Origin of the sequence: Methanolobus sp., from assembly GCF_016278385.1 — an archaeon.
Classification (GTDB): Archaea; Halobacteriota; Methanosarcinia; order Methanosarcinales; family Methanosarcinaceae; genus Methanolobus.
Genome location: NZ_JADQBY010000014.1, coordinates 133,666 through 158,295, shown reverse-complemented (window position 1 = coordinate 158,295; position 24,630 = coordinate 133,666). Strand labels below are relative to the sequence as shown.

The following is a 24,630-nucleotide window of genomic DNA, read 5'->3' as shown; positions in this document are numbered from 1 at the left end:
CCTCTGTTTTTATAAAAAGGATTATTTTCTTCGTGTGGTGACTACTACCGCATCCTCATCCTCACGAGCTTCAACCGTTTCGTATTCATCGCCCGGATCCTGGCAGGTAGGTTTGTCCTCTTCTGCAACGATATAATTGCAGGAGCTTACCTCCTTGCGCGAGGTGGTGTCGAGCCGAAGCTTGCGTTCATCATCTGTTTCTGCAATAATATATTCGGACCTGTGAGCAGGTTCGGACATTTCAGGCTGCTTTACTGGAGGGACTTCTCTTATATTAAAATGCACATTTGAAGAGGATGATTCTGATCTACTTCCTGAAACTGATGTCTTATCATCAGACCTGACAGAAACTCTTGAATTAATAGGTTTTGCGGAAGGTATTACATCTTTTGGAACTGACTGAGTAACAGAGGGATTTACTTGTGATGGCGGAACAGGCTCTGATTTTAATGAGGGAACAGAAGATTCAACCGGCTTAGGTTCCGGCCTGTATACTTTCGGAGTTGTTGTTTCCTCTACAGGAGGCATAACTGAAATTCTTTGATCCACTTTCCTTTCACGAGGGACAGATAATTCCCCCAGGGAACGAAGCATTGATTTCTGGTCAAGAAGTTCATCCATAATGCCATTCAGATTGCTGCTCAGGGACTGAACTTTGCGCTCAAGTTGGACAATGCGGTTATGAAAATCAAGGTCATTCTTAAGATCGCTTCTTATCTCACGGAGTATAGACTCGCGGAGATTAGTTTTAATATCGTCTAATTCTGCTTCTTTTTCCTTGAGCTGGCGCTCAAGGCGTTCAATGACAAAGTCCCTGTTTTCAGTGTTCATGAAAAGCCTCGTAAATCCATTCAGTCCCTCATCGCTGTTAAGCGAAATACCACGTTATTATATGAATAAAAGTATAATATACCTTATGGTCATCACGTGTATTTTTTTCAAGCAATAAATAAGTATTTAATCTGCTTTACCGGGCGTAAATACAAGAATTATTGGTAACGGGGTCCTTCTCAACTGCAAATACATGGTCGGCAGAGTCAATAAGAGATTCATCATGGGAAACTATGAGAATCTGCGCCACTCCTATATCCCGCATCATATCTATAAGTTTGATCAACTGGTGTACATGCCCCCTGTCAAGGAACACTGTAGGTTCATCCATTATAAGAGGAGGAAGCCCTGCACCATCACGAGAAGACGTACCAAGTGAAAGCAGCCGATATATTGCACAACGAAGCACAAGGTTAAACAATGCACGCTCGCCGCCGCTGAGAAGTTTTGGTTCAAGGGCAGTACCATCCTTTTCAAAAACAGTCAAATTGTAATCTGCATCCAGCGTCACATGAGAGTAAGCGTTGTTGGAGTACATAAATGAGAAAATCTCGTTTATCAACATGTCAAGGGTCTGTATATTACTGGAACGAAGTTGTGCACGTATGCGTATGTACATGCTTTCAAGCTCTTCAGCGTCGGAGTAAACTGCGTTTAGATAGTCCCCACGGTTCTTTAGCTGACTAAGATTTGTTTTCATATCTGAAAGCCGTTTTCTGTCACTCTCGGCCATTCCAGCTTTCTTCAGGATATTTTCTTTTTCAAGATTCAGCTTTTCTATTTCAGAATTTATACCCTTTAAGGCAAGTCCATAATCTCTGCTTAGGGATTCGAGTTCTTTCCGGTCAAATTCCCCTATCCTATCATCAATTTCTTTCAGAGATTCTTTTTTCTCCCCTATCTGGCCTTCAAATAATGAAATCATTTCCTGAATACTTTTAATCTTTTCTTCCATCTGCTCTATCTCTGAAGTGATTTTAGCAAACTCACCAAGAATTTTCTGCATCTCCCGGGCAAGTGCAAGACTTTCAAGGAGCTGAGAGTGAACCTTTAAAGCAGAATCTTCTTCCTGCCTCATCTGCAATACTTTTGCTTTGGTTTCAGCGAGGGTTTTTTCCAGAACTTCTTTTCCTGAATGAAATTCCCTGATCTTCTGTTCATTCTCCTTTACATGCAGGTCGTATTCTTCAATTCTCTTCCTGTCCCTTTCAATGGCTTCCCGGGAGGAGACCATATCCCTGACAACATTATCAATTTCAGACTTGTAACTTCGAGCAGACCTGACTTTCTCCACTCTTGCGTCTGCTTCAGCCTTTTTTACTTTAAGCTCTGAAAATTCGGATTCGAGTTTATCCAGGGACTCATTATCTGAAATTGTTGACTCTTCAACACAGGAACCTTTAAGGTCCTGTCCGCATGTGGGACATTTTCCAGTACCCAGCAGCTGCTTTGATTTCTCAAGCTTGTTTTTAAGTTCAGATACCTTTACCTTCAGTTCCACCTCCCTGCCGTGGAATCTCTTCTGCTGGTCATTGAGAAGGTCAACAACTTCGTCGATATTCTCTAATTTTTCCAGACTGAAACCTAGGGACTCTACTTTTGATACGATATCCTTGTACTTTGTTTCAAGTTCTGTAATATGTCCTTTATACGTATTGATCCCAGAGTTAACAGCCATTATTCTGGATTCGGCTTCCTTCGTTGAAGCCTCAATGGATTTCACCTGTTTTTCGGCATCCTTTGCAGACTGATCAATATTAAGAAGGTCTTTTTCATAAACCGCTTTTTTGCTTTTCAGATCGCTGAGATTATCCCTTAAAGAACGTTCATCCTCATCCAGCTTTGCAACAAAAGATTCCACATCTTTTGAATCCATTTTTAACTGTGATTCTATTTCAGATACCCTTGACTTCTTGACTTCAAGAAGCTCCTTGCGGGAACGTATATCCTTTGAAAGGGAATCAATTTTAAGGAATGATTTTGATTTCCGGTCTGTGATGTCCTTTATCTGCTGCTGAACAGAATCTTTCCTGCCGGATAGCTCATTTAACTCGGATATTCTCTTTGAAACCTCATCTATTCGGGAAAGTGTTCGATCCCTTTTCTCATTCATGGAGGAGATTTCTGTATCAATCTCACTGGACCTTGTCCGTAAAACTGCCAGCCTTCCGCTGGGATCACTATCCTCTATAAGTTTAATTTCAGCAGCAACTTCTTTGGTGCGTCTTTCATTGTCCCTTTGGTGACGTCCCACACCCACCCTGGCACTTGAAGCTCTCTCACGGTACTCCTCAAGTTTACCCAGCTGCAAAAGATCATCGATCATCTTCTGACGGTCCTTAGGCTTGGAGTTTATCAGGACATCGATCTCCCCCTGACGTATGTAGACACAATTCCGATAAGCCTCTTCATCCATATTCAGAAGCGATGTCACTGCGTCATAGGTCCGCGTTGCCTGATCAAATATTATTTCCCCGTCTTGTTTGAAGACTGATTTTGTATTGGAAGCACGTCCTTTTTCAGGATCGTTCCTAAAAGACTGCTCCACGGAATAATTATGACCATTCTGCTCAAACTCAAGTAACAGGGATGCCATTGGAGCCCCTTTGGTGATGATATCGGAAAGCACAAAATCCTTATCCAGCGTTTTACTTCCGAAAAGTCCGGTGAAACATGCCTCAAGAAGACTGGATTTGCCACTTCCGTTAACACCGGAAACTACCGTAACACCATTTTTGAATGAAATGTCAAGCTCTTTGTAGCTTCGGATATTCTCAATTTTCAGGTGTTTTAGCATCACAGATAATCACCCAGATTATACTGACGTGGTTTTACGGGTTCATGCTCTTTTTTCCCTTCGCCCACTGACTTTTTTTTGTTCTTTTCGACTTCATCAGATGTGTCTACATCCTCACCTTTTGTGCTATTGTCAGTTACATCCGTATCAACAGGTGATTCAGCAGGCACTACACCTATTGATTTTTCAGTCACATAAACATCCTTACTCTCGGAAACAATATTCTGCAAAACCGTATTGGTCATATATTCTGTCGATGTGTCCTCATCTTTCACTTTTATGTCGACAACATTACCTTTATCCGAAACCAGAGTTTCAGTTTCTTCATCTGCAACCATGGAGATAACAGGAATATTAACAGGAATAGGCTGACTAAAATCAATCTTTTCAAGAAGCTGACCTAGTTTTAACTCGGCCTCATCGCCAACCCGGGTCTTCACGATCAAAGGATCCCTTATGATATCGTCAAGCAGGAGCCCGCCTGAGCTAAGGTTCATTTTCTTGATCTCTTCTTTGACAACATCATCAGGATCTGAGAAAGATACTTTCAGAGAAGGGTCTGCCAGTGTATCAACACCGGTACGAAGATCCTTAATTCCTGGTACCAATGCACCCCTTGATAGAATAAATCGCTCAATTTCACTGAAATCCAGCTTTGCTTTAACATCACCAAAAAGTTCCACAAACACAACTTTTTCAGAAATATCATATTCCATTATTGTAGAAAAAATATCCTCGTGGTTGTCAGGCCCTCCTGTGAGAGTTACAGGTATGAACACGAATTCACGGGTCGGTATTATACGTTTACTTATCTCTATACCATTTTCCCCGACAGCGACTATATTATATGACCTTGGTTCACGCTCTGAAGTACTGTTACGTTCTGTGCTGCCGGAGTATGTAACCCATGTATCGCTAACTTTTGTGATATCATACTTGTGATTGTCCCCCAGAAGCACTGCATGCAGATCAAAGGGAATGGAATCAATAACCTCTTTTATATCCCAGTCACCAAAAGCGAATGGCTTTACAAGCTGGTGCATCACTAGCAGATTATATTTTGCGTCAGTTGCCTTGTCTTCAAAAACGGTAAAATCAAATAAGGGAATCTTTGTCTTTGGAACACTGTCGATACCATACAGTGCCACTTCACCAAGCCTGTAGGCTTCATTTCCAAGCCGTATTACAAGACCCAGACTGCTATAGAGGTCAAGCCACTGAGTGCTCTGTTTACTCTCATGATTACCAACAATGGCAAGCAGAGGAATACCTGCTTTTTGCAGCTTTGAAAAAAGGCCCATGGCATCAAGAATATCATCAAGTGTGGGATTCCTGGAATCAAACAGGTCCCCGGAATGCACTACAGCATCCACACCCATATCAATAGCATCATCTATCACAGTGGAAAACGCATTGAGAAAATCCTTCCTGCGCACATCGCTATGATACTGCCGGTATCCAAGATGTGTATCCCCTGTGTGGACTATCCTTATCTCATCCATCAGGGATTATGATATGTTTTTTCAGTTTTTAATTGTTTGGGATACAAGCAACATTCACAATGAGCAATAAACTAATAATATATCGGGTACATACTATAATAGCAGATAATATAATTAGCGCTATATTATATAGAGGAGTTATGAATTCCAAAGGCCAGATAACCATAGATTACCTTATCAGCGTTACCATTTTCCTGTTTGCAATTGTTTTCGTATTTAACTATACATCAGGAATATTCACACCTTTTAGTTCAAACTCTGACGAAGTAACGCTTCTTGCTGACAGAACAGCAACCGTCCTTGTGGAGAAACTTCTCAACAAGGGAGATGAGACAGTCCCAAACATGGCCAATGAAACAAAAGTCGAGAACTTCCTGACAGAACTTGATACAAACTACGATGCCACCATTGCGTATCTGGGTCTGACCGGCTCGTATCTCAGATATGATCTCAATGTCACAATGGAAAATGAAAGTGGTGTTGTTGGCATGGCAGGAAAAGTAATACCATCCGGAGTAAATGTTGGACAGACAAAAAGAGTAGTGTTACTGAAATATGAGGAAACAGGCAATACAGAAACTGTCATGATGTCATTCAGGGTGTGGTGATGCAGACATGAATATATTTTGCAAAAAAATGAATTCATCTGCTCAGATGCATACACTGGAAGCACTTATGGCTTCTATGATAATGATAGGAGTCATTGTCTTTGCAGTGGAAGCAACCTCCCTTACACCACTTACCTCATCAACTGCAAATGCTCATATTGAATCCCAGTTGTAAACATTGGGCCAGGATATGCTAAATGCCCTTTCCTACGCAGGCTATGGCCATGGCTCTGACCTCAAGAGTGATGTAATGAACTGGGATGGAAAAGAATACGTATGGAACGGTACAGCATACCAATCAAGGGACTCAAGTAACATATCCCTTACAAACAGCTCCCTGGGAGATATATTTACATTTATAGCAATTCCAAGAGGAATTGCCCACAATGTCCATTTCACATGGATCGATGATAACGGGATTACGGCTTCAAAGCCTTACATTTACAACGGAGATCCATCGGATAATGCCGTTATTATCTCGAAAAAAGTGTATCTGTCAGACTATGATATAGGGAACACTTCAACTTTCATGATAAATACAGGCATACCGGATGCTGACAACAGTACTGGTTTTTACAATATAGTTAATGTCAAGATGACACTCTGGAGAATGTGAGAATATTGAAACGTGATGGAATAAGATCGCTTGATGAAAGTGCACAACTGCTCCTGATAGCAGGATTTGCAGTAGGAGTTGGTATAGTTGTGCTTACTATCATGCTGAATAATGTAATCTATGCCAGTAACATCGCCTCAGAATCAAGCATAGACACCTCACGTTATGATATAGCAAATGCAATCCAGATGACAACTGAAGCTTATGAAGATGCCTACAAAGCTGCAACCGAATCAGGAAGTATCAACAACACAACATTTGAAAATCAACTTCAATCTTATGAAATAATGGCTTCCAAAAACTTTGCCATATCAGGATTCACATTTAATTTTGACAATAATACCCGATATGAACCATATTTCACCCAGAACGGTTTAGCCAGCGGCCGGGACAATTGGACAATTATCAGCAATGTCAATACAACTGATATGTTCCTACTGGAAATCAATGATAATACACTTGAAAACAGCTCTAACAGCCTTTTGATAACAGCAACTAATAATACAGGATTGCTATGGTCCGTTGAAATTTATAATTCAAGTGGAACCATACAGATTAATGTTTCAAATGCTACAGCAATATTAAATACAGATTCATTCCCCGCTTCTGGTATATCTTCATTCAACATAACAGGAGACGTTTCAACATTCCAATTCCAGTCCTATACTGAAGGAAATAATTACTCTATAAATGTTATAGGTGGAAGTAATTCAGCCGGATGGTGCACCTTTTCAGGTAATCTGACAAATGGAGAGGATTACAGATTTGCAAGACTCTGGGTAGTAAACCCTACTATCACAATGCATTCCTATGAAATGGAAATTGCCCGCACCCTACCAATCTCTTTGCCAGGGAGGGTTATATGAAATTAAATAACTTCAGAGAGGATGACAGTGCAGTTTCAATTACTATAGGATTCATTCTCACGTTTTCAATAACCGTTATTATACTTATGACAGTGCTTAGCTCGTTCTATTCTCTGATGGACAAAGCTGAAGAAACAGTCATGCGTGATGAATTCGAGATACATGGAAACGATATTGCAGTGCGTATTGCAACTATCGATACTATGGTAGGAACTGCCGTTGATTCCGGGTCAGATGTTGGAGAGTTACGATATAAGATATCACTTCCAGACAAAATCGCAGGAAAAACATATTCTGTGGAGTTTGTAAATAGCACCAGGGATATTGTGTTCATATCAGAAGAAAGAAGTGGAACCATAGTAAAAGTTCCATATTATGCAGAAAACACTGTCGTTCTTTCAACTACAATACACAGTCCCAAGGCAGAATTTGTGATAAGATACGATCCTGGAGCAGAGGCCATAATCATATCCTGATGAGCAGGGAATAAAATGAAAAGAAGAGACAAACTACTTGACTCCAATGATGCAGTTTCGGAAATACTGGACTTTAGCATTACACTGGGAATAATGGTCCTGGCAATCAGCATCATAGGTCTTGCAGGTTATCCCCTGGTCGAGCATATGAAAGAATCCGGGCACATTGAGAATATAAAGCAGAGTTTTTCGGTACTTACACCAAACATGAATAAGATCGCATCAGGTAAAGCCCCTTCACAATCAGTAGAACTGAAGATGTATGGAGGGAGTACCGTTTCTGTCAGTGGGAACAGCTACATGAATATCACCATGGATGTCTGGAATGCTACTGATTCCTCAGTGGATATCATTCCTTTTGAAAGACAATTGCGCATGATAGAAAATGAATATGCAGATACCTCAATAGCCTATGAGAATACAGGAGCATGGGCAAAGTATCCCATGGGAGAATCTGTAATGATATCAGAACCGATCTTTGCATATGGCGATGATTCCCTGATCATACCTATAGTGACAATAACCGGAACCAGAGCAATCTCAGGTTCCGGACTTATCAGAGTTATATCAGATGGTGGGCAGCTTTCAGTTGAGATGTATGAGAACGTATCGAACGTGGAAATAACACTTTCCAGCGAGTACTACAGGGCATGGGAAAAATATCTGAATGAATCAGTCGGGATGCAGGTCAAAAACATTAATGACAGCACTAAAACCATTATTATGGAGAAGGATTACACCCCGAATAACATAGATGTATTCATAACAGTATCCCCTATGAGTGTGACTGTGGAATAAAAAAGGGTTAATGGGTGGCCAGCATGAAAAAGTTAATTCAATCTGAAAATGCCGTATCGGCGATTATAGGAATGGTAGCAATACTTGCACTTACGATTACATCTATAAGTGTGATCTTTCTTTACGGGGTTCCTACTCTCTATAAAATGGAAGACATGGCGAATGCACAGAAAGTTGAACAGGCCTTCACTATATTCGACTCAAGAACAAGTAAGGTCGCACTTGGAGAATCACCAAGTCAGACAACTTCATTTTCAATGATGGATGGAGATATTATAGTCAAAGGAGACAACACCTCATATGAGAATAGTAAAATTGTTGTCATCTCAGTTGATATTGATGCTCCATGGTATAGTGGCAGTGGTGGCTTTGAAGATAAAAAACACAACTGGAAATCATGGGATAGTTATGTCACCAATATTGGTATGAATGAATTCAATTCATCTATGGGAAGTATTGTTTTCACAAATGAGGACCGTATAATCGGATATGAAGGCGGAGGCGTATGGTCAAAATACCCTAACGGAAAATCCATAATGATATCGCCTCCTGAATTACATTACAATGGGGAAACCCTGACACTTCCCATAATGAGGATAGAAGGGGATGCCGTATCAACAGGTGTATCCGATGTTGCTGTTACAGTCAGTTCAGATAACATGCCTACTGTCCTTTATCCAGACCCCAGTTCAAATGCAAACAGAACAAATCCCCTTACTTCAGATAAAGTTATTATCTATATCAAAAGTGAATTCTACACTGCATGGGCAGATTATGCGAATTCCCTTGCGTATGCCAGTGCCACAACAGATGATGCAAATCAGACTGCTGTCATTGAACTGGAAGTTATTCCTGCCATGGGAAAGGATTCACTTAAACAGAATTTTAAAGTCGGAGCAGTGAACCAGAATAATCCTGCACCCATATACAATTTCTCCTTTGATCTTGAAGCAAGGGGAAATGCCGGACTCAATCCAAGTAATTATAAGATTACTGCAAGTTCCGGCACAAGGTCCCTCACTTATACCCTGCAAAAGAAAGGAGGACAGAACAAACTTCTAATGGATGTTCTTTATGAAGATATTGCACCAGGAGGAGGTGTGGAAACATGGGATGGACAAGGATATTTCCTTATCAATGGTACACAGGACGATGCAGCATCTGTTGTTGAACTTTTAGACCAGACTTTCATATTTGAATATGATGAAAGCAGTGATTTCTCCTGGAATAACAGCAGTTCTGTCGGTACTGGACCGGATATGAACTTTGAAGATGGAGATACGACATCACTCTATAATCTTACCCAGCACTACATGAAACTCATAACAATGGACGGATCTGTGGTGTTCAACCTGAACCATCCTGGATACGGAGGAAACGGCAATGGAGGAGGATCTGATCCTGTGGACTATGATGAATCAACCATCACGTTATATTATGATGGAATGCCGGGAAGTATAACATATCTGCATGTGAGCAGAAATGATCTGACAGCAACTTTGAATTAAAGAATATGAGTATGTTTGCACAAAGCACCATTATATGTGTATCATTCTTTTATTTTTAAACTTTTTCAATTATATTATTTGGCTGATATACAATTCGAATAATCATTGAGAATCTGCAACACTATATAAACACAATTTTAACAAATGTTTTTATATTAAGCATACTATATATTCACAAGATGGTTGACGACAGGGGACAAATTGCAATCGACTTTCTACTAGGGATATCATTATTCCTTATTGCCCTTATTTTCACTGTGCAGTTCATTCCGGGCATGTCCATGGCCGGATCAGCGAGAGAAGGCAGTCTGGATTATACAGCATACCGTACAGCCACTATCCTTGTCGAGGACACTGGATGGTGGGGAAACAATACAAGTAGTGGAACAGATTGGGAATCACATCCAACCGACAACATAGAGAGAATCGGACTTGCCGTAGATGATGATCCTACCTCCAGACTTACAAATAGTCCCAACATACTATCAAAAAACAAGACCACTCAATTGATGCTTCTGAATGAGAATGATCTGACAGAGACACTCGGATTATATAATCAAGTGGATAACACACATTTTTCCTATGGATACAATATATCCATCACAAAAAATAATGCACCTCTTGTCCTGAATAACACTCCTGTGCTTTTAGGAGAAACTGTCCCATATGACAGAGAAACGTCAAAGATTACACGCATAGTGTTAGTTGAAACCGGAACTATAGCAGACTTCAGCGGAGAAGAACTTCCCATGAAGGCTGCTAATCAGGAAGAATACCCATTAATTGACATCACAGGCCCGTTGAATGAGGAGGTTACACTGTATATTAGTAATTTTAATATAACTGGTGGAGACCCAGGTTTCAAAAAGCTACGGCTGGATGGGGCACCCCTTAGTGAGGTATCTGATTATTTAGCCTATAAAATATCCCCTAACGGCACTATCGAAATTATTGGAACTACCGGAAAAATAGACAACGATGACGTAGTCGCATTTGTAATATACCAGGGAATTTTAACCGGGAGCCAGACATATCAACTGGAATTCCAGTTTAAGGATATCGAATTTGGACCAACTTCATTACCTGTCCCGGAATATCAGGACGTACTTACTACATATTACGAACCAGCCTACCTGACGGTGGAGGTGTGGAATTGAACGATAAAGCACAATTACATACCATGGAGGGACTGCTTGCTGCAATATTAATGACGATGACAGTGCTTATGATCACACAGAGTACTGCGATAGTAACTCCCCAGAATGAACTGGCAATAGATGTTCAACTGGAACAAATTGGTTCAGATACACTAAAGGTAATCGACATTGCACCTCAAACATCAATTATTCGTAATAACCTGACTGAGTGTGTTGCAAGCTGGGACACAACAACAGAAGCCAGTTATCCTACGAATAATCTGGAGATTCTTGATAACAGTATCTCAAACCTTATGCCTGAGATACTATACAATGTGAATTTTGCTTACACTCGAAATGGGAACCTGACCGTTAAAAAAGTAATAATTCATGGACAACCGGCAGATAATGCAGTTGTTGTCAGGCATTATGTAACACTCACGAACGAGACTGTAAAAACTATGGGTGGCGGGTGGAATCTTGCAGATGATGAAATAAAAGTGGTTGAAGTGAGGATGACAACATGGAAAGTCTGAAAAAAGATACAAGGGGACAGTGGATAGCTCTTTCCGGGCTGGTCTTATCACTTATACTCATTGGTCTTGCAGCGCTGGCTAACCAGGCACTAATAGCAGGATACCACTCATCAAATGCTGTACTTGAGTTCCCAAAAGAGAACATCCGTGAATTGAATTCTCATACGAGAGACAATGCAGAGATATTAAAGAGCCTTTCATTTGAGATAAATAACTCAACCAACAATACAGTACCTGTGATCTTTGAGCAATTGTTTGATAATTACAGCACACAGATGGAAACCCTCTATGCAGCCCACGGGGAAACTGTTGATATATCGTTGGTTTCTATCAATTCCAATAATGGTACCTACAATAATAATAGTGACATAGATGTAATTTTTGTAAATTTAACCTATAACGATGGCAGTACCCATTACGTATCAGAACCTGAGGTTATTAGGGTGACAAAATGAAAAGATTAATTGAAAACGAAGAGGGAGTATCGGTTATAATCGAATACATATTGATCTCTCTTATTTGTGTTGGTTTTTTCATGATAATAACCATTAACTCCGATGCAGTCTTCCTCGACACTCCAAATGACGTTGTGATGGAGCGCGAAATGAGCGATGTTGGGAACATGATGAGCACCATGATTACTGATATGTACCTCATTCTTCCTGACAATGGATACATTGATACCGAATATAGAATACCTGCAAAAGCAGGCAGAGAGACATACATAATCGATGCGGATGTCGCATTTACTGATCAGATAATTGAGGTCATCTCGCCATCATCCGGAAAGAAAGTAAGAGTAACAATCGGCGGAATTGCTACGACAATGCCGATCAACGGTACTGCATCAAGCAGTTCCACAAACCACAAGATCAGCTATGAATCAAGAAAATAGAAAAGAAGCAGCCGTTTCCGAAACACTTGGATACATCCTGCTGTTTGCAATCGTTACGCTTTCAATGGGCGTTATCTACGCCATAGGATACCCGGCATTGCAGTCAAACATCGATGCTAATATATTCGAAAGTGCAGAACAGAGTTTCATTGTACTTCAAAGCAATATGAATAGGGTCGCTTTTGACCAGACACCTGTAAAGGAGCTCAAGATCAATCTTATGAGCTCTTCAGTTTCAGTAAGTAACGAATCATCCATCACTATCGATGATGGCATCAATCCGCCGTTGCTTATACCCACTGGAGAAATAGTCTTTGAAAAAGATGGTAAGACCATTGCTTATGAGATGGGAGGGGTCTTTAAAACATACCAGCGTGATGCCACGGTTATGGTATCAGAACCTCCTATATACATTACAGAAATTGATGGTACCAACGTAACCACCATAGGACTTATCTCAGTTAATGGATACTCCTACGTATCAGGAAAGGGAATAACCACACTTACCTTAAAACATAACTCGAGTTCTCTGGAAAAGAGTACTGGCACTGTTCCATATGTTGAGGTCGAGATTAACAGTATCAATGCCCCTAAATGGGAGCAGTACTTAGAAGAAGCTGGCTTTACAATAATATCCCCTTCTAATGGATCATCTGTCACTGCTCAGAAGAACAACACAATGTTGATTCTTAGCAGGCATATTGTAGATGTAGATATTGACTAAAATAAATAATCCATTGATAAACATATCAATAGGTGTTTCTCTTTTTTATTATTTCTGAATGACCGGTATTAACACCGGAACTAAATAGGGATTTGCAAACAACATAAAATGCCCTGCATTTCGTGTTTTACAAATAAATGATAGTGGATCTGCTAAGATCCCTTCATCTCAATAAGTCAAATATGAAGAGTGCTTCCTAAAACAAGGCGCACACTTCCATTTATGTGAAAATTATACATAGCTAGTCTGCATTCATAGCTTTTACCGGCGGTTCAATTCATTGAACAATTATTTCATGTAAGGCCACACCATATAAAGATACATATCAGAGCTTATGTCAAATATTCTATAAGACGCCTACAATCTCTTTTTCAATATAAAGATAAAACAAAAAAGAAGGACCTGATAAAACAAATTCTAATCAAAAAAGGAAAAATCAATGCTTCGAACATAGCCCGAAGCATCTGTTCTTAGCTGATAGTTATTCTTCCCATTGGCCTGACAGCAATCATGTCCCAAGCCCCAATAACATCACTTGCATTATTAAGATTGTATGCATAAGCTGTTATATGGGCTTTGCTGGCAACAGCACTTGTGAAGTCAACATTGTCAGACCCTACAACTGTCACATTGATAGGATTCTCATAATTTCCAAAATATCCAACATCAGTATAAAGGTGCACATAAGCAGCACTATTATCCCCATTTGTATCCTTGACTGACAACTGTATACTTGTAGTATTGTCAACAAATACTATAGACCTGTCAGGAGCCATGTTAAAAGTACCTAGCAAATAGGAACTGATGTTCCCAAAACCACCACCTACACTTGTACCACCTGATGCAGGTATGATAACATTGACTACTTCAGAACTTAGATCAGTATATGTTACTGAGGATGTTGGCATAATAACGGGTATATAGCCTACACCTTCTATCCTCAACTGGTACCATACACCCCATTTATCACCGGAATCCATGTTTGGCAAATACCACTGAAGCCTTGTTCTATCACTTAGTGACGTGATAGAAGGTTCAGCATTACCTGTAGAAGGTGCCTTTGGAACTTCAAAATAAGACTCGTTACCAATTGTGGAATTGCTGCTTCCTGAGATATAAGTAGTCTTTGCAACAGATAGTGGAGTGACATAGTTGTAAGGGATGTCAATGTTCATTGCAGTACCACTTGTCGAGAAATTGGTGATCTGGGCTGCAATTCCCCTGAAAATGTCTTTCAGGACACTGGAGTTAGGTGCAAAATAGTATTCTCCACCGGTTATGATTGCAATTTCTTCCAGCATAGGATCTACTTCAGATTCATCATTACCGAATCCTACTGTATAAATCACGGAATTGTTGTCCCTTGCTCTATATGCTTCTTCCAGCAAGGAATGATAACCTGCATTATCCAGTCCGTCTGACATTATAACAATTGTAGAGTTACCTTCCACTGAGGAAAGTTCGTTGTTGGCAACAAACAAACCTTCATCAATTGCAGTTAAACCGTCTGCATTCATCGTGTCTATTACGCTTTCAAGATGAGTGAGTGAGTCATTGTTGAAAGTTGATTCCGCACTGGCTGTCCACTCGTTCCATACAACAGGAGTATCCTCAACAATATTTTCCTTGTCATCAATTACCAGATCAAAGCATTCAAATAGCCTTGTGGATGAGGCTTCCATTTCATAAATGTATACCCACGAAGAACCATTCCATTTCTGGACATTAATATCATGACCACCATCTGAGGTCATAAGGAAAATCTCATCGGTTTCAGGTATCGACGTTAGCTGCACCCAGCGCGTATAACCGCTTCCAAGATTGTTTGCTGAGAACTCACTACTCCATGCTGAACCGTCCCATGTACGATACTTGGATATGTATGAATTATCACCCCATACAACTATACCTTCACCACCGGAGGCTTCAAAAGCAACATCTACGGATCTTCTGTTAAGTTCATAAACATTGAGTTCAACTTCGAGTGGCACTTCCCATGACAAGCCATCCCATACGGTTACATGAACATCTTTATATTCATCCTGTGTTGCCAAGAGAATTTCATCTGAATTCGGGTTGCTTGCCATCTTTATCCAATACACATGTTCAGTAGAAGAATAAAGTGTCTTTACAGGCATCCATAGATTTAAGCCATTCCAAATACGGTATTTTACAGAACCGGACTGGTCATACCATGAAACCATTGCCCTTCCAGAGTCGTGCTCATACACCACATCAAAGCACTGATAGCCGTCCATGCCTGCATTGATTGATAGTTCTTCAAATTCATCCCAGGAAGAACCATCCCACACACTACCATAAAGATGTCCTGCATCATCAAGTGTCATAAGAACCATATCATCAGACTCCGGATCTGTAGCAAGCTGGATCCATTCAATACTACCATTTCCTGTTGGACTGAAACCTTCTACTGCAGTAGCGGAACTCCATATAGAACCATCCCAGACTCTGTACAGAGGTGTGGAATTGCTTATATTCATATCCATATAAACAACGATAGCATCCCCTGATGTCTGTTCATATTTGATGTCAAAACTTCTTGTGTAATAATCGACTGATGCATCTAAATATGGCTTCGAATCCAGATTCTCAGAGAGTACTTCTACATCACTCCATGAAGAAGCATCCCAAACCTGTGCCTTCAAGTCAAGGAAATCATTTGCGGTACACATGATTACCTCAGAATTTAGCGGATTGGACTCAAGTTTCAGATAATAAGGCCATCCACCTACGTGATTGGCATATTGTTCTGCGGACCACGAATTACCTTCTTCCAATGTACGGAACTTAGGAGTAGAACCGTCTCCACTGGCATCATAATATGCAGCCATGATATTATCCAGTACAGTTGTTGAATCCTCTATTGTGAATTGTGTATCAGTGAGAGAATTATCCCCTTTGACAATATCCAGATGATACGTCTTCCCTGCTGTAAGAGTCTTGGAAACTTCACAGGAGGAAGTTCCGCTTGATGAGGCCACGATGTCTGCACCACTATAGAGATTTACATCCATCAGTGAACCATCATCCCAGGAAATATCAAAAGTGTAATAACCATCTTCCTGTGCTGTAAAATACCCTACCCAGGTACTATTATCCAGAACGTAACTTGTTTGAGTATTACTTAATACCAGGTCTTCAAAACTGTAAAGGACAAGTCCTGCCTGGTCGCCCCTTGTTTCATCGAAACTGGATGTGAATGCATGAGAAGACAACTGAGTCGCACTCTTCTTGTCTATATATGTAGAGATGGCAAAATCCTCTGAACCTGTACCAAAACCTATGACTTCAACTGTCCAGGTGCCCATTTCAACTGCATCTACATCGTCATCTGGATAGGTAGTGAACACCGGACGAATCCAGATATACTCGGATGTATTGCTCTCTGCATAGTATCCACGACTATCGTTAAGAGTACCATATACATGCCCTGAAGGACTTGTCAGCTGAAGATGAAGCTCATTAGCATCATCCTCCCAATCAAGCTGGACCTTAATATCATTTATCGTTTCGTTGATAACAAACGTGTTGTTATAAGAATCTGTATTGGGCAGATCCCAGGAGAAAACATAAGGTTCACCGTTCAAAGGAAAAACACTTGAATTAGATGCTATCGAATAATTATTCCAGAAAATTCCTACGTTCCTTCCCATATTATCATAGGCAGATAGATTCAGATACTCACGGTACTCGTAGAATGTTAAATTATTTGAAACTGGATTCAGATAACCGCTCATGTTGTATTCGTACTCTACCCATTTTCCATTATTAGCGGGTATGTTAACAGATGGAATTAATGTGAAGTTAGCCCCGTTCACCTGGACAAGACACTCTCCGGCATTTGCTCCACCGAACTGGGAACCTGCATTAAAAACAGTATCTAAGTCATATCCTTCAAATTTAAGAATAACAGAATCTTCATCTAAAGGACTATCCATTTCAAGGGAATCATGGAATATATAATCATAAGGAGTAAATCCATCCACACCAAATTCAACATCTACCGCGTCATAGTCACTTAATTCCTGAGCAATACTGGCGTATATCCCTTTCAATTCGGAACTTGTTGGTGCATTATAATATTTACCACCTGTTTCTGAGGCTATATGCATTAAAAGAGATTCATCCAGGTTATTTCCCAAACCTATCGTGTAGATAACAATTCCATTATCTAAGGCATTATTAATTGCACTATCACCCTGTTGGTCCTCACCTGCATTAGTATTTCCGTCTGTTAGGACTACCATTGCTCTTTTGGCAATTGAACGGCCATCGTTAATAAGCATATCATTTGCATCCCCCATACCTTCACCCATTGCAGTCGAACCACCATCCACTATAGCATCAATTGCATTGTGTGCAAGACTGGTGTTGGTGTATGAGTCCAGGTGAGTAAGACCCAAATCCGTAGAACTAGTGCCTGCAAATGAAACAAGACCGACCTCTGCGTTAGAAGCAAGGTGGTCTACAAATTCTTTTGCTGCTATTTTTGCATCTGCAATTGGCGTTCCTGACATACTTCCTGAGCGGTCCATCACAAGAACAACATCAAGAGGATTGCCTGCATAGTAGTCAGGATCCATACTACCTGATCTGTCAAGGACAAGCATAGCACTTGCAGCTGGCCTTACAATCGGAAGTTCACCTTCAACAGAGATTACTGTCGTTACATTTACAAGTGATCCACTGTCTACCGAAGGTGGGTCTACAGTAATCGATATACTCAGAAAAGGTTCGTCTTTGACAGTGACATTCGTTAATAGACTGAAATTACCACTTGTAGCTATAATGCTTGAATTTCCTGAGATATTACCGGTAAATGTAGCATATAATCTACCGTCTGAATCAGTACTGGCATTGATGTAATCAGTTAAACCGATACCATCTACTCTCAATGTTCCAACTGTTGTATTGGTGTTATTAAGAGTCACAGGGATATCTGGTAATGAATGTCCCCACTGGTCCAGAGCAACTAAAGTGATAGTTGAGTTGTGGTTTCCATTTTGAGTATAATCCAGTACCATATTAGGAACTGCGTAAAGATCCAGCGAATCCAGCTCATCTGCTGTAAAATTTAATTCGGTGCTGTTGGTGAAGCTAGTATATCCGGACTCATTTCTGTAGGTAGCTGTTATCGAAAGAGATTCCACATAAGGGGTTGGGCCAACCTTGATTTTTGCGCTTCCCTGACTGTTCAGTGGAACCAACACTGAACCACTGCTTGATGTAAATCGTACCTGCTTTTTGATGTTGCTTATGGTTGGTAATATTGGATTTTTGAACTGATCTACAGGACGGGCTGACAAAGTATAGTAGTCCATATTATTTGCTATAGCATATTCGGGAGAATGAGTAAGGAAGAGCTCGTCGATACTATCTGCAATACCGGTTATTGTGATATTATGTTGAAATGAACTGTTTGCCACACCTATACTTACTATGTTGTCACCTGATCTCTTATCGGTTGTAAAAACATTGTGTAACTGTCCATCGACATCAGTTAACCCGCCGTTGACATTTACGGAAGCGGAATTGTATGTAATCGGACTGTTATAATTTGTATTTGCAGGCGAGCTTGCATTGAATTTAACATATGCATTTTCGATAGGGTTTGAATATTGATCATAAACAATGACATTAACATTTGAACTTGTATTAACAGTATAATCAGCATCATATGAAACCCTCATCAAACCCGGGGAAGCAGGAATTATCTGAAGGTATGTACTGTTTGAAGCAGACCCTGCAGTTGAATTGATGTAAATACTGCCTGCAATTGTTGAATTTATCTGCAGTACAGCACCGTTGACGGAGTCGTTTATGTATGATTGACTTGAATCTGTTTTATTGGCTTCTAAAAGTTTGACATTGCCAACAGTAACAGATAAATCAATATCATGAAGTAGGATTCCAAACCTGTCATTTATGATGATGTTTAAAGAGATTGCTTCACTCGAGTTGATATTTCCAAAAATATCAATCGGATAGAATGTAATGTTGGTGAGGTTGCCTGCAGCATTGACAGAATAATTGGATTCAGCAGGCAAGGACGTAATTTCCAGTGGAACAAATGTTACATCTGTCAGGTTATATGCACTGCCTGCACTTGCATTGAGATGTGCAGTTCCTGCTATAGTAGAATTAAGCAAAACTTCTGCAATACCTGATGAATTTGTGTATCTAAAAGAAGGACTAAGGATTCCCAGGTCTGCTGTGAAATTCACCAGCGTATTATTGACAGGAGTGCTATTGCCAGTGTATGTAACTAATACACTAATATTAACAGGAACACCTGCGTTACTTTGAAGATCAGTTGTTAAAAATTCAACATCCAGCGCTGAGGCCGATATTGAAAAGAAAAGAAGAATTAGAGAGATATTGATTGATTTTTTTAAAAGTTTCATGAAGATACCTCAAGCTCACCCTATTGTCAACCTGTTTATTGAAATTAAATACCGTACATTATAGTATGTGTAATAGATATATAAGTGCAAATATAAATTAGTTGTTATACTATATGTGCTCATAAAATTAACCCATATTATTAAGCTACCTTACAGAAACACTTAAATCCGGCACACCCATTAACAAATCTCATTAAGGTGAAATTCATGAAGAAAGCAATCATCGAAACCGACAAAGGAACCATCACTCTGGAACTGTTCGAAAAGGATGCACCAAAGACTGTTGCAAACTTTGAGAAACTCATAAAGGAAGGCTTCTATGACGGACTTACGTTCCACAGAGTAATCCCCAATTTTATGATCCAGGGAGGATGCCCAACAGGAAATGGAACCGGTGGACCAGGATACTCAATAAAGTGTGAAACAAAAGGAAACCCACGCAAACACGGTAAGGGCGCACTTTCAATGGCACATGCAGGGAAGAATACCGGTGGAAGTCAGTTCTTCATTACACACTCACCACAGCCACATCTTGATGGTGTACACACTGTCTTTGGTCAGGTAATTGAGGGCATGGATGTCGTCAATAAGATCAAGGGAAAAGACGTAATGAAAAAATTGACTGTTGTTGAAGAATAACTCAACATCAACTTATTTTGCAGCATCTTTGGTGCTGCTTTTTTCTGTTTTTAAGCAAATCTGTTTATCCATTTGAAATACTCCTTAACTTAGCAGTATCCCTGCCAGGAAAGATACTTATATCAAAAGAAGGAACTGTTGCGTTATGTTTAGTTGAACATAACGCATGAAGAACATACCTTCACCGCAAAGTGCAACTGAGCAAATATGGAAAGGTAATAATTATGGTACAAAGCAAAATACTCATTCTGACTATTGCAGCCATACTTACAGTTGTACTCTTTGTAAGTGGATGTGCAGACACCGGTAATGATAGTGGCATGGAATCAGAGCAGGAAAAAGTTACAATAATAACAGTGTCCGCTGCAGCAAGCCTCACCGAGGCTTTCACAGATATTGAAGAACAATTCGAAGACGAGAATCCGACAATAGATATCAATTTCAACTTTGCAGGATCAGGAACCCTCAGAATGCAAATTGAAGGCGGTGCACCTATCGATGTGTTTGCATCTGCATCACAGAGTCACATGGATATATTAAACAACCAGTCCCTTATCATTGAAGACTCAAGAAAGGACTTTGCAGCAAACACAGTCGTTCTGATAACACCTGTTGACAGTGAACTGAATATCAGCACACCTGAAGACCTTATCTCAGAAGAAGTAGAGACAATATGCATCGGTAACCCTGAGACAGCACCTGTTGGAAAATATACTGTGGAAGCACTTGAAGAAACAGGCCTATGGGATGAACTTGAATCAAAGACATTGCTTGCAGATGATGTTAAACAGGTTCTCGTATATGTTGAAAGAGGAGAGGTTGACGCAGGATTTGTCTACAGTACAGATGCAGCAACATCAGAACCTGACACCATCGAAATTAAGGCAACAGTACCTACAGTAACTCCCATAAATTATCCGATAGCAGTGCTTTCAGCATCAGAACATCAGAATGAAGCACAAACATTCGTAGACTTTGTTACTTCCGATGAAGGAAAGACAATACTGGAATCATACGGATTCACAGCATAAACAGGAAATAAAACACAATGCCTGACCAGATCTGGTTTCCCCTTGTAATCACGCTGAAAATAGCAATCCTATCTACCTTTGTAGTGGCATTGATAGGCATAATCATATCATATATTCTCGCAAGACGTGATTTCAGGGGAAAACTGATCGCAGATTCTCTTGTCACTTTGCCCCTTGTACTCCCACCAACTGTAACAGGATATCTTCTGGTGGTGTTACTGGGAAAGAACGGATTTCTTGGGAACATATTATATGACCTCACAGGATGGACCATACTTTTCACATGGGAAGCAGCCGTCATTGCAGCTTTTGTAGTATCACTCCCACTTATGGTGAAAACAACTACTGCCGCCATTGAAGCAGTGGACAGGGAATTTGAATATGCCGCATTCACCCTTGGAAGAAAGGAACTTGAAACTGCACTTTTCATCACACTCCCGCTTGCCAAAAAAGGAATACTTGCAGGAACGGTCCTGAGTTTTGCAAGAGCTGTTGGTGAATTCGGTGCAACACTTATGGTTGCAGGAAATATTCCCGGAAGAACAAACACAATGTCCATTTCAATATATAGCGCATTCCAGGCAGGGAACAGCGAACTTGCCAACATGCTGGTGATAATACTTGTAGTCATGTCCCTGCTCTCCATGGCCATAACTGCAAAACTTGTCAATAGCTGGAAGATATGAGGTGTAATTGTGGGCATCAAGGTCGATTTCAGAAAACGGTATTACAATAAGAAAAGTGACAAGAAAAGGGGTATAGCCGCCACTTTTACTCTTGATGTCCAATTTGAGGTTGGAAATGAACTGGTGGTGCTTTTCGGACGTTCCGGCTCCGGAAAGACAACAACTCTGCAATGTATATCCGGACTACTTGAACCAAATGGCGGCAAGATAACCGTTAATGACAACGTGTACTTTGATTGTCATAAAAGGATTAATCTTCCTGTGCAGCAACGCAGCCTCGGATACGTGTTCCAGAACTATGCCCTTTTCCCGCATATGGACGTGAATAAGAACATTGGCTACGGGCTTAAAGGATGGGATAAGGAAGAAAAGGAGAAAATGATCCGGGAAATGTTGCAAATGCTTCAGATAGATGGACTGGAGAATAATTATCCCTCCCAGCTTTCAGGTGGACAGAAACAAAGAGTTGCTCTTGCAAGAGCCCTTGCCCCTAAACCAGATATCCTATTGCTGGATGAACCGTTCTCTGCACTTGACATGGTTGTTCGCATGAAACTCCGGGAGAAGATCAAGGAGATACAAAGAGAACTAGAGATACCTGTGCTTTTTATCACCCACAACCACGTAGAAGCTTTCACAATTGCGGATAAGGTTATCATATTCCATGAAGGACGTGTACAGCAAACAGGAACTCCTGAAGAAGTGTTTTATCACCCTAAAAACAGGCATGTTGCTGAGCTTGTGGGACTTTCAAATATCTTTGAAGACACCGTGGTAAATGAAGAAAATACACCCGGCACACTAACACTCAAATGCGGAAACCTGCAGGTAACCGCAAATAAGCCGGATTTTGATTGTAATATATCAGAGAGGATAACATGGGGAATCCGACCTGAGAATCTGCGCATATTACCTCTTTCCGATAGTTTAGAGAGTGGAGAAAATACATACCAAGCATGTGTAAAGAGTGTTGTGAACAAGGGAGCCAGCAGGGTTTTGGCCCTTGAGATAGAAGAACACGAAAACCTGCTTATCGCTGAGATTGCAAACCAGTTATTTGAGGATGTGGATCTTAAAGCCGGTGACAAGTGCCTGGCCATGATCGAAAAGAGCAGGATAGTCATTTTTTAAGCATTTTCCCGGACTGCATTAATTTAACAAAAAATACTGTCCAAAAATCATATAAAGTTAGATTGCATCATTTAGTAGAAGAGATGAAGCTTATTGAAAGGCTTTTTGGCAAAAAGCAGGAAATAGAAGAAACCCGTTCAGCTGTTTTTGATTTTGAAAAGCTGCCGGGTACTGTCAAAGATGAAATAAAACGACAGGAGACTGTGCTCAGACCTGTTGTAAAAGATAAATATGAGGGTATCAGACAGGCACTCAGAGAACTGGAAATATTAAAAAAAGAACTGCTGGCAGCAGAAGCTATTGAGGGGGCAAGCAAAAGAGGAGAAAAGCTTGGTGACTCAAACAGGGATAATGTGGCCAATAACCTGAAACTCATTGATGATAAACTGAAGGTTCCGGGAAATACATCGCCTGCAACAGCTTCAGAATTCTACACTGATGCAAAATCAACTATGAAGAACGTTCTGGATAATACCCGCAAAAGTCTGCTCTACATAAAGGCACTTTACCCCCGGGAACACCAGAAAATAAACCAGGGGCTGGCAGATCTTGAAGACTCGCTTGACGAACTCTATTCCTCAATAATAGAAGGTAATGGAAGGATAAATGAGTTACAAAAGATTGCAGGAGAAATAGATATTATAGAACGGGTCAACAGGGAAATAGAACAGAGCACTAAAAAGATAGTAGATCTGGACGTAAAGTACGAATCTGTTAAAAGTAAACTTTCTGAACATGATTCAAAGCGGACAGAACTTGAAAATGGCAGTGAATTCGAAAGAGCAAAGCAACTAGAAACTGAGATTAGACTTCTTGATACAAATATCGCGGATGTAGGTTCTGAAGCAAGAAGACTCTTCACACCCCTTTCAAAAGCTATTTCCAGAATGGAAAAACAGGATGAGAATGAGAGATGCGTGCTCTCGCCTGAGAACAGGGAGACACTCAAAACCATAAATGAGGATCCTGCTTCTGCAATTGAATATGACCTTAGTCATTTTCTCTCAGAACTTACAGGCAGGATAGAAAGCGGAGAACTTGGACTGAAGGACCAGATGTGTGACAAGGCCCTGAAACAGATACAGGTTGTGAATGATAAGAAAATAATATCTGCACTTGTAGAACAGAGAAAAAGTTATCTTGCGGAAAGAGAGAAGCTGATAGAGGAATTGAACAGCCTTAGTATTTACCAGGAAAGAGAAAAGATAGAGAGAGAAATCGAAGCGCATCAGAATCATGCCAGTTCTGCAAACAGCGATATTGATTCAGAAAGAAAACATCTGAACAGCCTGGAAGAAGAAATTGAAAGAGCAAGATCAGTCCTTCTTGCAGATATAAAGCATGTTTTTGGTAGTGATTCAGAGATTAATTATGATTCTTTACCAGAATCTCTTTGACCTGAACTGTTTGAAATCTTCACATACT

The 24,630-nt window shown here is 40.3% G+C and carries 21 protein-coding genes; 17 read left to right on the top strand and 4 right to left on the bottom strand.

What is annotated here, in order from left to right; genetic code table 11:
* Positions 1–21: 21 nt before the first annotated feature.
* The 3 genes from QZZ23_RS06815 to QZZ23_RS06805 all read right to left on the bottom strand — a co-directional run bounded on the left by QZZ23_RS06815 (position 22) and on the right by QZZ23_RS06805 (position 5,130).
* Complete coding sequence (locus tag QZZ23_RS06815; RefSeq protein WP_292468090.1) at positions 22–831, bottom strand: hypothetical protein; 810 nt, start codon at positions 829–831, stop codon at positions 22–24.
* Between the two features lie 136 nt (positions 832–967).
* On the bottom strand, positions 968–3,628 hold the full coding sequence (locus QZZ23_RS06810) for an AAA family ATPase (protein ID WP_292468180.1): 2,661 nt from the start codon (positions 3,626–3,628) through the stop codon (positions 968–970).
* Positions 3,628–5,130: an exonuclease SbcCD subunit D gene (locus QZZ23_RS06805; protein ID WP_292468088.1), complete on the bottom strand. Its 1,503-nt coding sequence runs from the start codon at positions 5,128–5,130 to the stop codon at positions 3,628–3,630. The genes QZZ23_RS06810 and QZZ23_RS06805 overlap by 1 nt, the downstream gene beginning before the upstream one ends.
* Before the next feature lie 140 nt (positions 5,131–5,270).
* Here QZZ23_RS06805 and QZZ23_RS06800 point away from each other — a divergent pair, with 140 nt between their 5' ends.
* From QZZ23_RS06800 to QZZ23_RS06745, 12 genes are all read left to right on the top strand, one after another.
* Positions 5,271–5,738: a hypothetical protein gene (locus QZZ23_RS06800; protein ID WP_292468087.1), complete on the top strand. Its 468-nt coding sequence runs from the start codon at positions 5,271–5,273 to the stop codon at positions 5,736–5,738.
* 7 nt (positions 5,739–5,745) lie between these two features.
* Positions 5,746–5,913: a hypothetical protein gene (locus QZZ23_RS06795; protein WP_292468084.1), complete on the top strand. Its 168-nt coding sequence runs from the start codon at positions 5,746–5,748 to the stop codon at positions 5,911–5,913.
* Positions 5,914–5,916: 3 nt separating this feature from the next.
* Positions 5,917–6,354: a hypothetical protein gene (locus tag QZZ23_RS06790; protein WP_292468083.1), complete on the top strand. Its 438-nt coding sequence runs from the start codon at positions 5,917–5,919 to the stop codon at positions 6,352–6,354.
* Positions 6,351–7,220 (top strand): hypothetical protein, encoded by an 870-nt coding sequence (locus QZZ23_RS06785; protein ID WP_292468081.1) that lies wholly within the window; start codon positions 6,351–6,353, stop codon positions 7,218–7,220. The genes QZZ23_RS06790 and QZZ23_RS06785 overlap by 4 nt, the downstream gene beginning before the upstream one ends.
* Complete coding sequence (locus QZZ23_RS06780) at positions 7,217–7,696, top strand: hypothetical protein (RefSeq protein ID WP_292468078.1); 480 nt, start codon at positions 7,217–7,219, stop codon at positions 7,694–7,696. Before QZZ23_RS06785 ends, QZZ23_RS06780 begins: the two co-directional genes overlap by 4 nt.
* Before the next feature lie 15 nt (positions 7,697–7,711).
* Complete coding sequence (locus QZZ23_RS06775; RefSeq protein ID WP_292468076.1) at positions 7,712–8,494, top strand: hypothetical protein; 783 nt, start codon at positions 7,712–7,714, stop codon at positions 8,492–8,494.
* A 23-nt stretch (positions 8,495–8,517) separates the two neighbouring features.
* Positions 8,518–10,002 carry a hypothetical protein gene (locus tag QZZ23_RS06770; RefSeq protein ID WP_292468073.1) on the top strand — a complete coding sequence of 495 codons (1,485 nt, stop codon included), beginning with the start codon at positions 8,518–8,520 and terminating at the stop codon, positions 10,000–10,002.
* Positions 10,003–10,181: 179 nt separating this feature from the next.
* Positions 10,182–11,159 (top strand): hypothetical protein, encoded by a 978-nt coding sequence (locus tag QZZ23_RS06765; RefSeq protein ID WP_292468071.1) that lies wholly within the window; start codon positions 10,182–10,184, stop codon positions 11,157–11,159.
* A complete protein-coding gene (locus QZZ23_RS06760; protein ID WP_292468069.1) occupies positions 11,156–11,674 on the top strand; it encodes a hypothetical protein in 519 nt (172 codons plus the stop codon). Before QZZ23_RS06765 ends, QZZ23_RS06760 begins: the two co-directional genes overlap by 4 nt.
* Entirely contained in the window at positions 11,662–12,129 is a 468-nt protein-coding gene (locus tag QZZ23_RS06755; RefSeq protein WP_292468067.1) for a hypothetical protein, read from the top strand. Before QZZ23_RS06760 ends, QZZ23_RS06755 begins: the two co-directional genes overlap by 13 nt.
* Positions 12,126–12,569: a hypothetical protein gene (locus tag QZZ23_RS06750; protein WP_292468065.1), complete on the top strand. Its 444-nt coding sequence runs from the start codon at positions 12,126–12,128 to the stop codon at positions 12,567–12,569. The genes QZZ23_RS06755 and QZZ23_RS06750 overlap by 4 nt, the downstream gene beginning before the upstream one ends.
* Complete coding sequence (locus QZZ23_RS06745; protein ID WP_292468063.1) at positions 12,553–13,293, top strand: hypothetical protein; 741 nt, start codon at positions 12,553–12,555, stop codon at positions 13,291–13,293. Before QZZ23_RS06750 ends, QZZ23_RS06745 begins: the two co-directional genes overlap by 17 nt.
* 470 nt (positions 13,294–13,763) lie before the next feature.
* Here the strand turns inward: QZZ23_RS06745 and QZZ23_RS06740 are convergent, their stop codons facing one another.
* Positions 13,764–19,718: a VWA domain-containing protein gene (locus tag QZZ23_RS06740; RefSeq protein WP_292468060.1), complete on the bottom strand. Its 5,955-nt coding sequence runs from the start codon at positions 19,716–19,718 to the stop codon at positions 13,764–13,766.
* Between the two features lie 207 nt (positions 19,719–19,925).
* Between QZZ23_RS06740 and QZZ23_RS06735 the strand changes: the two genes are divergently transcribed.
* The 5 genes from QZZ23_RS06735 to QZZ23_RS06715 all read left to right on the top strand — a co-directional run bounded on the left by QZZ23_RS06735 (position 19,926) and on the right by QZZ23_RS06715 (position 24,602).
* Positions 19,926–20,357 carry a peptidylprolyl isomerase gene (locus QZZ23_RS06735; protein WP_292468057.1) on the top strand — a complete coding sequence of 144 codons (432 nt, stop codon included), beginning with the start codon at positions 19,926–19,928 and terminating at the stop codon, positions 20,355–20,357.
* Between the two features lie 224 nt (positions 20,358–20,581).
* Complete coding sequence (gene modA / locus QZZ23_RS06730; protein WP_292468055.1) at positions 20,582–21,388, top strand: molybdate ABC transporter substrate-binding protein; 807 nt, start codon at positions 20,582–20,584, stop codon at positions 21,386–21,388.
* A gap of 17 nt (positions 21,389–21,405) precedes the next feature.
* A complete protein-coding gene (gene modB / locus QZZ23_RS06725; RefSeq protein ID WP_292468052.1) occupies positions 21,406–22,074 on the top strand; it encodes a molybdate ABC transporter permease subunit in 669 nt (222 codons plus the stop codon).
* 9 nt (positions 22,075–22,083) lie between these two features.
* On the top strand, positions 22,084–23,205 hold the full coding sequence (locus QZZ23_RS06720) for an ABC transporter ATP-binding protein (RefSeq protein ID WP_292468050.1): 1,122 nt from the start codon (positions 22,084–22,086) through the stop codon (positions 23,203–23,205).
* An 83-nt stretch (positions 23,206–23,288) separates the two neighbouring features.
* Positions 23,289–24,602, top strand: a complete 1,314-nt coding sequence (locus QZZ23_RS06715) for a hypothetical protein (protein ID WP_292468048.1) — start codon at positions 23,289–23,291, stop codon at positions 24,600–24,602.
* Positions 24,603–24,630: the final 28 nt, after the last annotated feature.

Bases quoted from the DNA above. Each gene is read 5' to 3' on its own strand.
- QZZ23_RS06815 (WP_292468090.1), bottom strand. From the start codon at position 831: ATGAACACTGAAAACAGGGACTTTGTCATTGAACGCCTTGAGCGCCAG.
- QZZ23_RS06810 (WP_292468180.1), bottom strand. From the start codon at position 3,628: ATGCTAAAACACCTGAAAATTGAGAATATCCGAAGCTACAAAGAGCTT.
- QZZ23_RS06805 (WP_292468088.1), bottom strand. From the start codon at position 5,130: ATGGATGAGATAAGGATAGTCCACACAGGGGATACACATCTTGGATAC.
- QZZ23_RS06800 (WP_292468087.1), top strand. From the start codon at position 5,271: ATGAATTCCAAAGGCCAGATAACCATAGATTACCTTATCAGCGTTACC.
- QZZ23_RS06795 (WP_292468084.1), top strand. From the start codon at position 5,746: ATGAATATATTTTGCAAAAAAATGAATTCATCTGCTCAGATGCATACA.
- QZZ23_RS06780 (WP_292468078.1), top strand. From the start codon at position 7,217: ATGAAATTAAATAACTTCAGAGAGGATGACAGTGCAGTTTCAATTACT.
- QZZ23_RS06775 (WP_292468076.1), top strand. From the start codon at position 7,712: ATGAAAAGAAGAGACAAACTACTTGACTCCAATGATGCAGTTTCGGAA.
- QZZ23_RS06770 (WP_292468073.1), top strand. From the start codon at position 8,518: ATGAAAAAGTTAATTCAATCTGAAAATGCCGTATCGGCGATTATAGGA.
- QZZ23_RS06765 (WP_292468071.1), top strand. From the start codon at position 10,182: ATGGTTGACGACAGGGGACAAATTGCAATCGACTTTCTACTAGGGATA.
- QZZ23_RS06755 (WP_292468067.1), top strand. From the start codon at position 11,662: ATGGAAAGTCTGAAAAAAGATACAAGGGGACAGTGGATAGCTCTTTCC.
- QZZ23_RS06750 (WP_292468065.1), top strand. From the start codon at position 12,126: ATGAAAAGATTAATTGAAAACGAAGAGGGAGTATCGGTTATAATCGAA.
- QZZ23_RS06745 (WP_292468063.1), top strand. From the start codon at position 12,553: ATGAATCAAGAAAATAGAAAAGAAGCAGCCGTTTCCGAAACACTTGGA.
- QZZ23_RS06740 (WP_292468060.1), bottom strand. From the start codon at position 19,718: ATGAAACTTTTAAAAAAATCAATCAATATCTCTCTAATTCTTCTTTTC.
- QZZ23_RS06735 (WP_292468057.1), top strand. From the start codon at position 19,926: ATGAAGAAAGCAATCATCGAAACCGACAAAGGAACCATCACTCTGGAA.
- modA (WP_292468055.1), top strand. From the start codon at position 20,582: ATGGTACAAAGCAAAATACTCATTCTGACTATTGCAGCCATACTTACA.
- modB (WP_292468052.1), top strand. From the start codon at position 21,406: ATGCCTGACCAGATCTGGTTTCCCCTTGTAATCACGCTGAAAATAGCA.
- QZZ23_RS06715 (WP_292468048.1), top strand. From the start codon at position 23,289: ATGAAGCTTATTGAAAGGCTTTTTGGCAAAAAGCAGGAAATAGAAGAA.